The organism is Pseudonocardia lacus, from assembly GCF_018531445.1.
GTDB classification, from domain to species: Bacteria; Actinomycetota; Actinomycetes; order Mycobacteriales; family Pseudonocardiaceae; genus Pseudonocardia; species Pseudonocardia lacus.
In genome coordinates, this window is sequence record NZ_JAHDTH010000211.1 from 1 (window position 1) to 14,794 (window position 14,794).

The following is a 14,794-nucleotide window of genomic DNA, read 5'->3' on the forward strand; positions in this document are numbered from 1 at the left end:
CGCCCCCGCCGGCCCCGTCCCGCGACGGTGGCCTCGACGGCCGGCTGGGCGACCGCGCCCCCCACGGCGACGGCTTCGCCCGCCGGGCCGCCCGCTTCGCCGCGCACCTCGTCACCACCACCCGGGCCACCCGCGAGCTGGCCGAGCTGGCCGACGCGGCGCAGGCGCCGGTCACCACCGGTCGGCGCATCGCGGTGGTCTCGGTCCGCGGCGGCGCCGGTCGCACCACGGTCACCGCCCTGCTGGGGTCGGTGTTCGCCACGCGACGCGCCGACCACGTCCTCCTCGCCGATGCCGACCCCGACCACGGGTCGCTGGCCTGGCGCCTCGGTCTGGCCGAACGGGAGGGCCTGGCGAGCCTGGGCCCCCGGCTGCTGGGCGCCCGCGGCGTCGCCGACCTCGACCCCCTGCTCCCGCGCGCCGCCTCCGGCCTGCGGCTGCTGCCCGGCCCCGCGGGCGCCCCTCCCGGCGCGACCCGCGACGTCACCCGGGCCCTGTCGAGGTTCTTCGCCGTCTGCGTCACCGACTGCGGCCGCGGGCTGGCGCAACCGGGCACCGCCGACGTCCTGCACGACGCGCACGCCGCCGTCGTCGTCGCGCCGGCCACCCCCGACGGCGTGCGCAGCACGCTGGCCGGCCTCGCCCAGGTGCCGCCCGCCCTGCTGCAGCGCACCGTCATCGCGCTCAACACGACCGGCCGCGGCGGCCGGGCCGCGCTGCACGTCGACGCCGCGCGCGAGGTGCTCACCCGCACCGGGGCCGCGCTGGTCGCCATCCCCTACGACCGCCACCTCGCCGCGGCCACGCCGGTCGAGCCCGGCCGGCTGGCCGAGGCCACGGCGATCGAGGCCACCCGGCTCGCCGGCCTGGCGCTGCACCGCGCGGGCCAGCCGCCCTGGGCCCCGGGCCCGCGATGACCACGCGCCTGGTCCACCGGCCGGCCCGCAGGGTGGCGCCGCTGCTGGCCGAGGACCCGGTCACGATGAGCCCGCCGCCGCTGCTGCCCGACGGGCGCACCGGCAGCGGCCTGCAGAGCCTCATCCCGCTGGCCGGCGCCGGCCTGGCGATGAGCATGATGATGTTCCTGCGCGGGTCGGGGTTCGCCGCGCTCGGCGCCGTCATCCTGGTCGTGTCGCTCACCGCGGCCGGCGTCCTCTACATCACCCAGCGCGGGCAGGCGGCCCGCAAGCGCCGCGCCCAGCGCGAGCTCTACGTCACCTACCTCGAGGAGCTCCGCGACGACCTGCGCGAGCGCGAGCGGGCCTTCCGCGAGCGCAGCGTGCGCCTCGACCCGCCGGCCGGGCACCTGCTCGGCCTGGTCGCCGACCCGGCCCGGCTCTGGGAGCGCCGCCGCGGCGACGTCGACTTCCTGCGCCTGCGCGTCGGCACCGGCGCGCTGCCCGTCCGCGACATCACCATGCGCGAGGAGGGCACGGTCGTCAGCCCGACCGACCCGTTCATGCGCTCGGAGGCCCGCGCGCTGATCCGGCGCTTCGAGCGGGTGCCCGGCATGCCGCTGCGCCTGGGGCTCGACCGCGCGGGCGACGTCAGCGTCATCGCCACCGACCGCGACGACGCGCTGCGCGTGGCCCGCGCCCTGATCGCCCAGCTCGCCGCCCTGCACGCCCCCGACGACGTCCGGCTCGCGGTGATCGCCCCGCCGGAGCGGGAAGCCGACTGGGGCTGGACCCGGTGGCTGCCCCACCTGCTCGACCGCGAGCAGATCGGCCCCGCCGGCCCGGTGCCCCGGCTGGTCCCCGACGAGGCCACGCTCGTCCAGGTGCTGGCGGCCGACCTGCGCGAGCGCGCCCGCACGGCGGCCACCGCCCACCGCCACGGCGGCGGCGCGGCCGAGGCGCGCACGCGGCCCCGCCTGGTCGTCGTCGACGACGCCTTCGGGCGGGTGGCGCGCCGGATCCCCACCCCGGACCCGGCCATCGGGCTGCCCGCGCTCGGCATCACCGTCGTCCACCTGCTGGCCGACCGGCTGCACGAGCCGGGCGAGGTGTCGCGCCGGCTGGAGATCACCGGTCGGGTGCCGGGCGGCGACGTCGGTGAGGGGGTCGAGGCCACGCTCACCGACCTGGCCGCCACACCGCCGATGACCATCTCCGGCACGCTCGACGACGCCCCGCGTGCACTGCTGGAGGGGCTGGCCCGGCGGCTCGCGCCGCTGCGCCTGTCCGCCGACTCCTACGACGACGGCACCGGCACCCCACCGGCCGACCTCGCCGAGCTGCTCGGCCTGTCCGACCCGACCACCCTCGACGTCGCCCGGCTCTGGCGCCACCGCTCCGAGCGCGACTTCCTGCGCGTCCCGATCGGCCTGGACTCCGCGGGCCGCCCGCTGCTGCTCGACCTGAAGGAGTCGGCCCAGCTCGGCATGGGTCCGCACGGGCTGTGCGTCGGGGCCACCGGGTCGGGCAAGAGCGAGCTGCTGCGCACCCTCGTGCTCGCGCTGGCCACCGTGCACGCGCCGGAGGACCTGTCGATGGTGCTCGTGGACTACAAGGGCGGCGCCGCGTTCGCCCCGTTCGCGCCGCTGCCGCACGTCGCCGGCCTGATCACCAACCTGTCCGGCGACGCCGCGATGGTCGAGCGGATGTACACCAGCCTGGACGGCGAGGTCCTCCGCCGCCAGCAGCTGCTCGCCGACGCCGGGCGGATCACCGACATCACCGACTACCGGATGCGCCGCGCGGAGCGGGGCGCGCCCCCGGAGATGCCGGCGCTGCCGCACCTGCTGGTGGTGATCGACGAGTTCGGTGAGCTGCTCACCGCGAAACCGGAGTTCGCCGAGCTGTTCCTGCGGCTGGGCCGGATCGGCCGCTCGATCGGCGTGCACCTGCTGCTGTCGAGCCAGCGCATCGAGCAGGGCAAGCTGCGCGGCCTGGAGACCTACCTGTCGTACCGGATCGGCCTGCGCACCCTGTCGGACATGGAGTCGCGCACCGTGCTCGACACCCCCGACGCCGCCCGGCTGCCGGCCCTGCCCGGCAACGGCTACCTCAAGGTCGACGTGACCGTCTACGAGAAGTTCAAGGCCGCCTACGTGTCGGGTCCGCTGGCCGACGGCGCCGAGGCCGAGCTGGCCCCCGTCGCCGGCCCGCCGGTCAAGCAGATGCTGCGCTTCGGCCGCGTCGTCGAGGGCACCGTCGAGGAGGAGCCCGCCCAGCCGACCCGCCGGGGCAGCGGCCCGACCCTGATGTCCACGGTCGTGGGCAAGCTCGCCGACGCCGCCGCCCCGGTCGACCCGATCTGGCTGCCGCCGCTGCCGGACGCGGTCACCCTCGACCGCGCCGCGGGGGGCTTCGACGTCACCGCCGAGGGCGTCCGGCTGCGCGCGGGCGGCGCCGACGGCGCGGGCGGGCTGCAGGTGCCGCTGGGCCTGCTCGACGACCCGGCCCGCCAGTGGCAGGGCCCGTGGCTGGTCGACCTGGCCGCAGGCGGCGGGCACCTCGCGGTGCTCGGCGGCCCGGGCTCGGGCAAGTCCACGGTGCTGCGCACGCTGGCACTCGGGGTGGCGGCGTCGACGACCCCGACGCGCGTCGGGGTCTACGGGGTCGACCTGCTGGGCAGCGGCCTGCGCGGGCTGTCCGGGCTGCCGCACGTCGGCGGGGTCGCCGGCCGCGACGACCGCGAACGCGTGCGGCGCACGGTCGACGAGGTGCACGCGATGCTGGCCCAGCGCGAGCGGGTCTTCGCCCGGCACGGCCTGGACACGTTGGCCGACCTGCGGGCCGGTCGGGCCGCCGGGCGCTTCCCCGAGCTGGGCAGCGACGAGGTCGTGCTGCTCGTCGACGGCTACGGCCAGCTGACCGCCGAGTTCGAGGAGTTGGAGGCGCCGATCCACGACCTGCTGGCCCGCGGCGGCCGGTTCGGGGTCCACGTGGTCGCCACCGTGCGCCGGTGGAGCGAGGTGCGCGGCGCCCAGCAGGTGGCGTTCACCCAGCGGGTCGAGCTGCGGATGACCGAGCCCGCCGAGTCGGGCATCGACGGTAAGCTGGCCCGCGGCGTGCCCGTCGACACGCCCGGGCGCGGCCTGACCACGACCAAGCTGTACGTCCAGGTCGCGCTGCCGCGCCTGGACGGGCTGCCCGACCCCGCGTCGTCGGCGCTGGCCGAGGCCGCGACCCTGGTCGCGAGCGCGTGGACGGGGGCGCTGCCGGCCCCGGTGCGGGTGCTGCCCGCGGTGCTGCCGGTCGCCGATCTCGCCGACGTCGAGGTGCCGGCCGGGTCGGTGCCGCTGGGCCGGTTCGAGAACGACTTCGGCCCCGCGGTGCTGGAGCTGGTGGGCCGCGACCAGCACCTGCTGGTCCTGGGCGACACCGGCACCGGGAAGACCAACCTGCTGCGCGCGGCCGCGGCGGCCCTGGTGCGCGGCTACACCCCCGAGGAGCTGGTGTTCGCGGTCATCGACCCGCGCCACGGGCTGGCCGGCGCCGTCCCGGAGGAGTACCTCGGCGGCTACGCCCACAACAGCGTCCTGGCCCAGCGGCTGGCCACCGCGGTCGCCGGGCAGCTGGCCGAGCGCACCGGCGGCGACGAGGTCCCCACCTCCGGCGGGCCGGCCACCGCGCTGCCGCGGATCGTGCTGCTCGTCGACGACCAGGACGTGCTGGCCGCGTCCGGCACGCACCCGCTGGCCCCGCTCGTGCCGCACCTGGCCAACGGCCGCGCCGTGGGCCTGCACGTGCTGATGACCCGCCGCGTGTCGGGCGCCTCGCGCGGGCTCTACGAGCCGTTCACGCTCGGGGTGCGCGAGGCGGGCTGCCTCGCGCTGATCATGTCCGGCGACCGCACCGAGGGCCAGCTGATCGCCGGCGTCCGCGCCGGGAGCATGCCGGTCGGCCGGGCCAAGTTCGTGCGCACCGGCACCGCGCCCCGCATCGTGCAGACCGCCTACCTCGGTCCCGAGCAGCCCACCCCGGAGGTGTCATGACCCTCGACCTGGTCGCGCTGTGCGAGCGGCAACCCGACGCCGGCATCACGCTGGCCGCGATGCGGGCCTGCGGGCCCGAGCTGCGGGTGCACACCATCGAGCGCGGCGGGCTGGTGCAGCTGTGCGGCCAGGACGAGCGCCCCCTGGTCACGATCGAGGGGCCACGGCTGGTGCAGGTCGCGGGGGAGGCGCAGCGCCTGCTCGGCGTGGCCGACGCCCCGCACCCGGCGTGGTGGGTCGAGGCCAGAGCCGTCTCCACCGACCCGGAGGCCCCGCGCGTCGCCCGCCGGTTCACCGCCGCGCTGATCTCGCTGGCGGGGGGAGTGTCGTGGTCGAGCCGGTGAACGGTCCCGAGCGGCCCCACCCCGCGGCCGACCGCGTCACGCCCGAGGCGCTGGTCGTCGAACAGGCGCGGGCCGTGGTCGGCCTGTCGACGTGGCTGGCCGGCGCCGCGGTGGCCGCCCGGGAGAGCCGACGCCTGCTGCAGGTGCTCACCCCGTCGGACAGCCGGATCACCTACCCGCTGGAGCTGCTGTTCGGCGCGGGCGGCGGCCAGTGGGTCGTGCGCGACGGCGCCGGCTTCCGCGACGGGTTCGTCGGCGTTCCGGTCGGCTGGGACGGCGCCCGGTTCGCCCCCGTGGAGGGGGCCGTCCCGCCGGTGCGCCCGCTCGACCCGGCGCTGGGCAGCCTGGAGGTCCAGGTGACCACGCTGCACCCGGCGACCGCCGAGCTGCAGCTGGGCGCGAGCACGGAGGCGGTCGCCATGGCGCTCACCGGTGCCGCCCCGCTGGGCTGGGGCACCGCCGAGCCCGCGACCCAGCCGTGGTCGCCCCGCGAGGTCACCGGGTTCTGCCGCGACCGCGCCCCCGACCCCACCGCGCTGGTCGTCGTGGCCGGCGAGCCCGGCCGCCGCGCCGTGGGCCGCCTGCAGGTCTCCCCGGTGACCACCGGCGTGCTGGAGGAGGTCCGGCTGGCCGGACCGGCGGCCGGTGCCGTGGCCCAGGACAGCATCGACGAGCTCGTGGAGGACCTCGCGGGCATCGCCCGCAGCATGATCGTCGCCGTGCACCCCACCCGGTCCGACGGCACCCGCCCGTCGACGGTGAGCCCGCCCGCCGTCCCCTACGGGGTGCTGATCGGCCCCTCGGTGCTCGCCGACCGCGGTGTCGACCACGCCCGCGAGGCCCCTGCGACCACCGTCCGGGTCATCGGCAGGCGCAGCGGCGACCCGGCCTGCTGGTGCCGCCTCGACGGCGGCCCCGCCACGTCGTTCGAGCGGCTCGACGCCGTCCTGCGCCACTTCGACCTGGACGCCGCACTCCGCTAGCGCTCACGTCAGCGCCCGCCGGGAGATGTGGTCGGCCCGGCGCACCGGATCGGGCAGCCGGAACGTGCCGCACAGGCCGAGCACGACGTCGCCGGCCTGGTCGACGCCGATCCGGTGGCCGGGGGAGACGTACACCGGGCGCACCCCGTCCTGCGTGCGCAGCGCGCACCCGAGGACGTCGCCGCCGTCCACGAGCGCGGAGCGGTCGCCGCGCCGCGGGCCGGGCTCGTCGTGCTCGCCGACGAGGTGGTTCTTGGCGCACCCCACGGCCGGGAGCCCGGTGAGCACACCGAGGTGGCAGGCCACCCCGCAGCGGCGGGGGTGGGCCAGCCCCTGGCCGTCGCAGAGCAGCAGGTCGACCGGGGTCGTCAGGGCGTCCAGCGCCCGCAGCAGCATCGGGACCTCGCGGAAGGCCAACAGCCCCGGCACGTAGGGGAACGTCGCGGCCCCTTCGACCACCGCCTCCTCGACGACCTCCAGCGTGCGGGTGTCGACGACGACGGCCGCGGCCGCGACGAGGTCGGAGTCCTTGCGGTAGGAGACGTCGAGGCCGGCGACGCGCCGCGGGGGCGGCACCGGCCCGGCCGGGATCTCCACCCGCGCGGCCAGCTCGCCCTGCACGGCCTCGGCCCCGGCGACCGTGTCCGGTCCGCGCCACCGCTCCACACCGGAGATCATGCCCGCCGTCGGCGAGCCGTGGCGTCGCTACTCGGCGAGCTCCACCACCGCTTCACCTCGTGGACCTTCAGCGTGTGCGTCATGGCACCTTCCCGAAGGTGCCGCACGTGCCGTTCATGAACGTCGGGCCTCGGTCCACGCGTCAGCGGGGTTCGAGCGGCAGCCCGGTCAGCTCGGTGAAGTCGGCGGCCGTCGAGCCGGGTTCGGCGCGCGTCAGCAGATCGACGCCGGGCGCGGTGAACGCCCCGGTCGACCGCAGCGCCACGCGCTGGCCGGTGCGCAGCTCCAGCAGCAGCACCTTCGTCTCGTCCGCCCCCTGCCCGACGGTGTCGAACAGGCGGTTGAGGGTGCGCCGCACCTGCATCTGCGACCTCGGGATCCGGCCGATGACCGGCGCCGCGGCCAGGTCCGCCCATCCGCCGGCGGGCAGTTGGTGGAACGGCGGCACGGGCCACGGGCGGCGCGCGTCGAGCCCCTCCACGATGCGGATGAGCGCGTCGCGGACCGCCGCCTCGTCCTGGTCGGGGAGGTCGGCGAGGCGCTCACCGGACGCGAGCGCCGCGCAAGCGGCGTCGTAGTACGTCTCGGCGGGCTGGGTGAACACGCGTTGCGCGAGCACCGCCTCGACGATCCGGTCGATCGCGTCGTCGCCGACCCGCTCGGACAGATCGGCACCGTAGGTCAGCTGGTGGACGTAGCCCCGCCAGGGGGTGACCGGCTGTGTCGGTGTCATGTGTCAGAAGTCCATCTCGAAGTTGATCCCGGAGGTGTCCAGTCCCTGCTCGCGCAGCACGTCGGCCACCGTCCGCTGGTGCTCCGGGAGCGGCCGGTAGTGCCCGCTCTTGCGGGACATGATCTGCGGCACGCCGTTCACGACCGAGATCTCGCCGGCGCCGGCGACCGGCCCGCCGCCGAGGAAGCTGGAGTGGTGCAGCTGGCCGACGATCTGCTCGGGCGACACGTAGAGGTTCCCGTTGCGGTCCATCACGAACATCGCGCGGGGCTGGCCCGCGCTGTGCACCGTGGACGCGTTCGACGTGTCCAGCGGGGACCCGTCGTGGGCCCAGTGCAGCTTCCCGTCGATGACCACGACGCGGTGCGCCTCGAGCACCTCCGGGGTGAAGTACTCGACCCTCCCGCCGAAGGCGGCGTTCGGGTGCGACGGGTCGTTCTCGTAGCGGTACGCGGTTTCGAGCTCCTTGGGCGGCAGCAGCTCGTCCCGCACCAGCGGTGGGTGCACACCCGGCGGCAGGGTGCCCGCGGGGCCGGGCACGCCCTCCCCGGCCGGATCGCCGCCGTCCGGGGTGCCGTCGCGGTCGCCGTAGTACGAGTCGTCGCCGTAGTCGCCGTCCCCGTCGGGGCCGTCGCCGGGTCCGTCGCCACCGGGCCCGTCACCGCCGGGTCCGTCGCCACCGCCGGGCGGCGTCGCGTCCGCGTCGGGGCGCACGGGCGGATCCGCCTCGTGCCGACCGCCGGGCAGGTCCGGATCGGGCCGCGGCGCCGGAGCGTCGGGTCCGTCGAAGCCCGCGCGACCGTCGAGGAGCCCACCCGGGCCCAGCGGGCGGTCGGGCAGCCGGTCCGGGACGACCGGTCGCTCCGGCGCCCTGGCCTCGATCGGCGCATCGGCCCCGACGCGGGCCGGGACCTCCGTGCCCTGCGGCCTCGGCGGCGGCGCGGCGTCGGCGGCCTGGGCGCCGGGGACGTCGGGCGCCTGGCCACCTCGGCCGCCCCCGATGACGCCGTCCTGCACCAGCGGCGGCCGGTCGGCCGCGTTCGGCGGGTCGAAGATCCGGCCGTCGACGACGCCTTCGGGCCTGAGGGTGGCGCCGGGTGGCAGGGCGCGCTCGCCCGGGACGTCGGGCGTGTCGACCCGTGGCGGCGCGTCGGCACCCGGCGGGTCGACGATGCGCTGGTCGATGACGCCACCGGGCGGCGCGACGTCGCGCGCACCGTCGCCGACGGCGTCACCCAGCCCGGAGGGGCCGTCTGCGGGGTTCGGTGCCTCGGGTCGCGGCGGAGCATCGGCCCCGGCCGCGCCGGGCGTGTCGGGAGCGTCGAGGCCGCGGGCCCCGTCGCCGACCGCGTCGCCGATGCTCGGCGCCGGGCTGGGTGTGTCGGGGCGCGGCGGTGCGTCCGCACCCGGCGTGTCCGGGGTGCCCGGGGTGTCGACGCCGCGTCCGCCCCCGATGACCCCGTCCTGGACCAGCGGCGGTCCGTCCGGGGTGCTCGGCGTCGGCGGGTCGAAGACGCGGCCGTCGACCACGCCGTGGGGGGTGATGGTGGCCGACGGGGGCAGCGCGTTGCGCCCGCCGTCGCCGACCGCGTCACCGATCGACGGGCTGCCGGAGGGGACCTCGGCGCGCGGCGCGTCGACGTTCGGCACGTCGACGTGCGTGGGCGGGACGTCGACGTTCGGGATGTCGATGTGCGGCACGTGGAACCCGGGCAGCCGCGTCGTGATCCGCGAGGCCAGCTCGCCGACGGTCGGCATCCGACCGAGGAACTCCCCGGCCCGGACCATCCCCCCGCCCGCCTTGGCCACCAGGCCGAACCGGCTGGCCTGCGCGGCGGTACCGCCGCCGCGCAGCGCGGCGCCCGCGCCCTTGGTGCCCAGCACCGCCGAGACGACGTTGAACGTCACCATGCCGGCGGCCTTGGACTTGTCCTCGCCCCAGGTGTCGTAGGCGATGAGCGCCTTGCCCGCGTTGAGCAGCGTGTCCTGCAGGGTGCCGCGGGGCAGGCCGGGCAGGTCCATGAAGCTGTTGAGGGTGAGCGCGACCGGGCTGAGCGCCAGCGCGAACGTGCCGAGGCCCTTCCACGCCGCGCCCGCGGTCGCCCAGCTCCACTCGCCGTCGGCGTAGCCGATCAGGGCGCCCAGCCCGGTCACCATGTCGACGGCGCCGTCCTTGATGCCGACGAAGAAGGCGCCGACGTCGCCGAGGAACCCGCGGTCGTGCTCCTCGGCCGCGCCCCACGGCAGCCCGCCCTCCTCGGCGAGGGCGGCGTCGAACATCTCCCTGGTGAAGCCGTACTCGCCCTCGGTGAGCACGCCGTCGCCGTTGTCGGCGACGAAGCGGCGGTCGGAGTACAGGCCGAGGATCGCGTTGGCGCAGCGGCGCTGCGCGTCCTGGAAGTCGGCCACCGCCGCGTTGACGTCGCTGAGCATCTGGTTGTGCCGGTTGACGTCGTCCTCGTTCTCGCGCCAGTCCTCGGTGGCGCCCACGGTGTCGACGAACTCGCTCGCCTGCGTGCGCAGCGCCTCCAGCCGGGCCTTGATGGCCGCGACCTCGTCGGCGTAGGCGCTCAGCGCGCCGCCGACGACGGTGAAGTCCTGGCCGACCGACGCGGTGACCGTCTGCACGGGCCCGGTGGCCGCGAACAGCTGACCCGACTCCGGTGCGGAGTAGACCGGGGCCAGCGTCTGCCACGTCGAGTGCACGCGGCGGCCGGTCTCCGGGAACGCCGTGCCCAGGCCGGTGAGGGCGGCGGCGTGCCGGCCGAGCGCGGCCATGTCCCCGGGGATCTGCGGGATCTCCGCCGGGTTGATCATCGGCCGTACCCCGGCATCGTCGAACGCGGATCGGGCGCCGCGTCCGCGGACGCCTGCGCGTTGGCCGCCATCTGCAGGTCGCCCTCGACGTAGGCGTTGGTCGCCTGGGCGGCGCCGCTGAGGCAGGCGCCGGTGCGGGTGAAGACGAAGCCGATGTCCGCGGCGGCGGACTCGGCGAAGCCGGCCAGCGCCGAGGCCACGATCTCCGAGCTCGACTGCGCCGCGGCGCCCTCGATGCCGGTGTTGAGCGTCTGCATCTGGCCGTCGAACTCCTGGGCGACCGCCTCGGTGTTCGTCAGCACGGACCGCACCCCCGCGGGGTCGATGTCCCACCGCGTCATGGCCGGCCTCCTTCCCCCTCGTGCCGGGGGCCGGGCCGGTCGGAGTGGCGTCCCGTGCTCTGCCCCCTGGTCCTGCGCGTGCTGTCCATCGCTTTCCCCCCTCGCCGATCCGCGTCCGCCGCGGCGGCGGATCAGCCGATCGCGTCGACCGCGCCCCTGGCCCGGGTCAGCGCGGTGGTCGCCGACTCGTCGTTGCGGACCATCGTGGTGCGGACCAGCGCGATGATCTCCCGGACCTGGGTCGCTGCGGAGTTCCAGCGCTGCTCGACGGTGCGGTACTGGTCGTCGACGCCGTCGGCCTGGAAGTCCGACATCGCCGTGGCCACGTCGGACTGGCGCTGGGAGATGGTGGCCTCCAGGCGGGCGACGACGCCGCCGAGGTCGGACTGGACCTGCTGGGAGACGCCGGTGTCGAAGCTGCGGCGGTCGGTGCTGGGCATGTCGGGACTCCTTCTCAGCGGCCGGCGCCGAAGCGCGCGGCGTCGAAGTTGGCCGAACCCTGGGCGGAGGTGGCGTTGTCGGCCATGTCGGTGTCGCCCTGGCTGAAGGACTGGTTCATGCCGGCCTGGCCGCCGAGGATGGCCGACAGCGCGCCGTTGAGCTCGGCGGTGATCGAGTCGGCGTTCGCCTTGAACGAGTCGAAGGCGGCCCGGCCGGCGCCGTTGAAGTTGCCCTCCAGCGGCTCGGCCGCGGCGATCAACTGCTGGATGAGGGCGCCGAGGTCGTCACTGGAGCCCTGGGTCTGCTGGGTGAGCGCGGTGAGGGTCTGCGCCCCCATGTCGAACTTCATGGTCGCCTCGCCTGGTCGGTGCTCGCGTCATCCGGTCGTCGTACGACCGATGTCCCCCGGTGGCGTGTGCGGGTGGTGACGGCGCGGTCGCACGACGTGGCGCCGGACTGTAGCCGTCGGGCTGTCCGCGGGAGGGGCGATGTCGTATTCACGCCGTGCCTCCGGTCGGCTCGGAGAAACTTCGGTCCGCACCCCGTTTCCGGCGTGCTGCATTTATCACGGCTCCGCGCCGGGCGGGGTTCAATAGATCTTGTTGTTTCTGCCAGCCGTTTGTCCTGGGCGTCGACCGACCTCCACTGCTGGTCCGATCGTCGCAATGACCGCATCTTTTCGGACTGAGATGTGCGGTGAACGGACGATCCCGGCGGAGAACCGGAGGTAGCGGGGCGGTGAACGCGCCCGGTCGCCGGCCCGTTCGTCCGCTCGTCGCGGCGGGCCGCCCGGCAGTCTCACTGCGCCCCGGCGCGGGTTACTCGGCAGTCGCTCCCGGCTTACCGTTTCCAGCGGATCGATAACGGCGTGGTCACAGCCCGGGCACGGGTCCAACCCCGAGGACCCCCCTACCCCCGAAGGGACGTCCGGCCCACGCCGCCGGATCCGGAAGGAAGGTCGTGGCACGGCACCGCTCCCCCGAGGGCCGGCGCGCACACCTCGAGCCCCCGCTGTCGCCCGTGCTGGCGGCAGCGGGGGTCGGTGACGCGTACCGGACCGTCGAGTTCCGCTTGCCCCTGCTGCAGTCGGCCGCGCCGGCCGGTGGCGCGGGTGGCGCGGGATCCCGCGCGGACTCGTTCACCTCGTCCACCCCCGTCCGCTTCGTCGCGGCCGCGATCGCCGGCACCGCGCTCGCCGCGACCGGCCAGCACCTGCTCGTCCAGGCCGTCCCCGCGGCCTCCGACGGGGCCGCCGCGCTGCGCGCCGGGATCGACGGCCTCCTGGGCACCGCCCCGGAGCAGTCGGCGCCCACGACGCCCGACGTCTCCGCCGCCCCGGTCGTCGCGGCCTCGGCGGCCGCGCCGCTGGTCACCGAGCCCGTCGGGGCCATCGGGGCCGAGCCGTTGACCGCCGAGCCGGTGGTCGCCGACGCAGCGGGCCTGGTGAAGGCCGCCGACCTGCAGCGCGTCGCGGCCGAGGAGAGCGCCCGCGCGGCCGAGCAGGAGCGGGCCCGCGTCGCCGAGCAGGAGCGCGCCGCGGCCGACCGCGCGGCGGACAGCGAGGCGGCGGCGGCCGCCGCCGTCGCCGGTGGCGGCGTCCAGATGGTCGACGGCACGTTCACCTCGTCCTTCGGCGCCCGCAACGGCCGCGCCCACGAGGGCATCGACGTCGCGGCGCCGATCGGCACCCCGATCCACGTCCCGCTCGACGGCACCGTCATCGACTCCGGGCCGGCCAGCGGCTTCGGGCTGTGGGTGCGCGTGCAGCACGAGGACGGCACGATCACCACCTACGGCCACATCAACCGCTCGTTCGTCGGCGTGGGCGAGGAGGTCGAGGCGGGCGAGGTCATCGCCGAGGTCGGCAACCGCGGTCAGTCCACCGGGCCGCACCTGCACTTCGAGGTGACCACCGAGGCCGGCACGAAGATCAACCCGCGGCCCTGGATGAACGAGTTCGGGGTCACGCTCTAGAGGCGGTGCCCGCTGTCAGGCCTCGGCCGCCAGGGCGTCCAGCGCGCGGATCTTGTTCGTGGCGTCCAGCGCGGCCACCTTGTAGGCCTCCGACAGCGTCGGGTAGTTCAGCACCGTGTCGACCAGGTAGTCGACCGTCCCGCCGCAGGCCATGACCGCCTGGCCGATGTGCACCAGGTCGGTGGCCCCGGTGCCGAACAGGTGCACGCCCAGCAGCGTGCGGTCCTCGGTGGAGACCAGCATCTTCAGCATGCCGTAGGAGTCGCCCACGATCGCGCCCCTGGCCAACTCGCGGTAGCGCGAGGTGCCCACCTCGTAGGGGACGGCGCGGGTGGTCAGCTCGGCCTCGGTGAGGCCGCAGTAGGAGATCTCCGGGACGGTGTAGATGCCGATCGGCTGCAGCGCCTGCAGCTCCCGGGCCGGCTCGTCGAAGGCGTGGTAGGCGGCCAGGCGCCCCTGGTCCATGCTGGTCGCGGCGAGCGCCGGGAAGCCGATCACGTCGCCCACGGCGTAGATGTGCGGCACCGGGGTCCGGTAGTGCTCGTCGACGGCGATCCGACCGCGCCGGTCGGCCTCCAGCCCGGCCTTCTCCAGGTCGAGCTCCTCGGTCACGCCCTGCCGACCGGCCGAGTACATCACCATGTCGGCGGCGATCCGCTTGCCGCTGGCCAGGCTGGTCACCGTGCCCCGGCTGGTGGTCTCGACGCGGGAGACCTCCTCGCCGAACCGGAAGGTGACCGACTGGTCGCGCAGGTGGAACTTGAGCGACTCGACGACCTCGGGGTCGCAGAAGTCGAGCATCGTCGGGCGCTTCTCGACGACCGTCACCCGGGTGCCCAGCGCGGCGAACATCGAGGCGTACTCGATGCCGATCACCCCGGCGCCCACCACGACCAGCGACGACGGCACCCGCTGCATCTGGAGCACGCCGTCGGAGTCGAGCACGTGGTCGTCGTCGAAGGCGACCTCGGCCGGGCGGGCGGGCTTGGTCCCGGTGGCGATCACGATCTTGTCGGCGGTCACCGTCTTGTGGTCGCCGCGGCCCTCGCCCGCGACGGTGACGGTGTGCGGGTCCTCGAAGCGGGCGGTGCCGCCGAGGATGTCGACGTGGTTGCGCAGCAGCTGGTTGCGGATCACCTCGACCTCGCGGCCGACGACGTGCTGCGTGCGGGCGAGCAGGTCGGCGATGGTGATCTCGGACTTGACCCGGTAGCTGGCGCCGTACATGTCCCGCTGGGCGAAGCCGGTGAGGTACAGCACTGCTTCGCGCAGCGTCTTGGACGGGATGGTGCCGGTGTTGACGCAGACCCCGCCCATCATGTCGCGCCGCTCGGCCACGGCCACCCGCTTGCCGAGCTTCGCGGCGGCGATCGCGGCCTTCTGCCCGCCCGGACCGGATCCGATGACCAGCAGGTCGTAGTCGTACACCCGGGCTCCTCCAGCTTCGTCGCGGCTGCGCGCCGCCCGTCCGTCCGCCGCCGCTCGACCGCGCCCGACCGGCGGCGGGCAGGTCGGGCGCGTGCCGCCAGCGTCGCGGGCCG

The 14,794-nt window shown here is 75.8% G+C and carries 12 protein-coding genes; 5 read left to right on the forward strand and 7 right to left on the reverse strand.

The annotated features are described in order from the left end of the window. The 4 genes from KIK08_RS31830 to KIK08_RS31845 form a co-directional block, all read left to right on the forward strand. The coding region (locus KIK08_RS31830; protein WP_308258024.1) for a MinD/ParA family ATP-binding protein at positions 1–917 on the forward strand (917 nt) is incomplete at its 5' end. Then, the gene (gene eccCa, locus KIK08_RS31835; protein WP_214407016.1) at positions 914–4,942 is read left to right on the forward strand and encodes a type VII secretion protein EccCa; all 4,029 of its coding nucleotides are present in this window, start codon (positions 914–916) and stop codon (positions 4,940–4,942) included. The genes KIK08_RS31830 and eccCa, both read left to right, overlap by 4 nt. Next, positions 4,939–5,286: a hypothetical protein gene (locus KIK08_RS31840; protein ID WP_214407017.1), complete on the forward strand. Its 348-nt coding sequence runs from the start codon at positions 4,939–4,941 to the stop codon at positions 5,284–5,286. The genes eccCa and KIK08_RS31840 overlap by 4 nt, the downstream gene beginning before the upstream one ends. Continuing rightward, complete coding sequence (locus KIK08_RS31845) at positions 5,271–6,269, forward strand: DUF6177 family protein (RefSeq protein WP_214407018.1); 999 nt, start codon at positions 5,271–5,273, stop codon at positions 6,267–6,269. Before KIK08_RS31840 ends, KIK08_RS31845 begins: the two co-directional genes overlap by 16 nt. A 3-nt stretch (positions 6,270–6,272) precedes the next feature. On the opposite strand, the gene KIK08_RS31850 is transcribed toward KIK08_RS31845, so the two are convergent. The 6 genes from KIK08_RS31850 to KIK08_RS31875 all read right to left on the reverse strand — a co-directional run bounded on the left by KIK08_RS31850 (position 6,273) and on the right by KIK08_RS31875 (position 11,628). Next, positions 6,273–6,947: an endonuclease V gene (locus KIK08_RS31850; protein WP_214407019.1), complete on the reverse strand. Its 675-nt coding sequence runs from the start codon at positions 6,945–6,947 to the stop codon at positions 6,273–6,275. A 142-nt stretch (positions 6,948–7,089) separates the two neighbouring features. Continuing rightward, positions 7,090–7,680 carry a hypothetical protein gene (locus tag KIK08_RS31855; protein ID WP_214407020.1) on the reverse strand — a complete coding sequence of 197 codons (591 nt, stop codon included), beginning with the start codon at positions 7,678–7,680 and terminating at the stop codon, positions 7,090–7,092. A gap of 3 nt (positions 7,681–7,683) precedes the next feature. Further along, positions 7,684–10,497 carry an IQM protein middle domain-containing protein gene (locus tag KIK08_RS31860; RefSeq protein WP_214407021.1) on the reverse strand — a complete coding sequence of 938 codons (2,814 nt, stop codon included), beginning with the start codon at positions 10,495–10,497 and terminating at the stop codon, positions 7,684–7,686. Continuing rightward, positions 10,494–10,838 (reverse strand): DUF6507 family protein, encoded by a 345-nt coding sequence (locus KIK08_RS31865; protein ID WP_214407022.1) that lies wholly within the window; start codon positions 10,836–10,838, stop codon positions 10,494–10,496. Before KIK08_RS31865 ends, KIK08_RS31860 begins: the two co-directional genes overlap by 4 nt. A 131-nt stretch (positions 10,839–10,969) precedes the next feature. Continuing rightward, positions 10,970–11,278: a pore-forming ESAT-6 family protein gene (locus tag KIK08_RS31870; protein ID WP_214407023.1), complete on the reverse strand. Its 309-nt coding sequence runs from the start codon at positions 11,276–11,278 to the stop codon at positions 10,970–10,972. A 14-nt stretch (positions 11,279–11,292) separates the two neighbouring features. Beyond that, positions 11,293–11,628 carry a hypothetical protein gene (locus KIK08_RS31875; RefSeq protein WP_214407024.1) on the reverse strand — a complete coding sequence of 112 codons (336 nt, stop codon included), beginning with the start codon at positions 11,626–11,628 and terminating at the stop codon, positions 11,293–11,295. A 722-nt stretch (positions 11,629–12,350) separates the two neighbouring features. Here KIK08_RS31875 and KIK08_RS40595 point away from each other — a divergent pair. After that, positions 12,351–13,253 carry a M23 family metallopeptidase gene (locus KIK08_RS40595; protein ID WP_250558245.1) on the forward strand — a complete coding sequence of 301 codons (903 nt, stop codon included), beginning with the start codon at positions 12,351–12,353 and terminating at the stop codon, positions 13,251–13,253. A gap of 15 nt (positions 13,254–13,268) precedes the next feature. Here the strand turns inward: KIK08_RS40595 and sthA are convergent, their stop codons facing one another. Next, a complete protein-coding gene (sthA, locus tag KIK08_RS31885) occupies positions 13,269–14,681 on the reverse strand; it encodes a Si-specific NAD(P)(+) transhydrogenase (protein WP_214407025.1) in 1,413 nt (470 codons plus the stop codon). Between the last annotated feature and the right edge of the window lie 113 nt (positions 14,682–14,794).

Coding starts and splice junctions, on each gene's coding strand:
- eccCa (WP_214407016.1), top strand. CDS start 914: ATGACCACGCGCCTGGTCCACCGGCCGGCCCGCAGGGTGGCGCCGCTG.
- KIK08_RS31840 (WP_214407017.1), top strand. CDS start 4,939: ATGACCCTCGACCTGGTCGCGCTGTGCGAGCGGCAACCCGACGCCGGC.
- KIK08_RS31850 (WP_214407019.1), bottom strand. CDS start 6,947: ATGATCTCCGGTGTGGAGCGGTGGCGCGGACCGGACACGGTCGCCGGG.
- KIK08_RS31855 (WP_214407020.1), bottom strand. CDS start 7,680: ATGACACCGACACAGCCGGTCACCCCCTGGCGGGGCTACGTCCACCAG.
- KIK08_RS31860 (WP_214407021.1), bottom strand. CDS start 10,497: ATGATCAACCCGGCGGAGATCCCGCAGATCCCCGGGGACATGGCCGCG.
- KIK08_RS31865 (WP_214407022.1), bottom strand. CDS start 10,838: ATGACGCGGTGGGACATCGACCCCGCGGGGGTGCGGTCCGTGCTGACG.
- KIK08_RS31870 (WP_214407023.1), bottom strand. CDS start 11,278: ATGCCCAGCACCGACCGCCGCAGCTTCGACACCGGCGTCTCCCAGCAG.
- KIK08_RS31875 (WP_214407024.1), bottom strand. CDS start 11,628: ATGAAGTTCGACATGGGGGCGCAGACCCTCACCGCGCTCACCCAGCAG.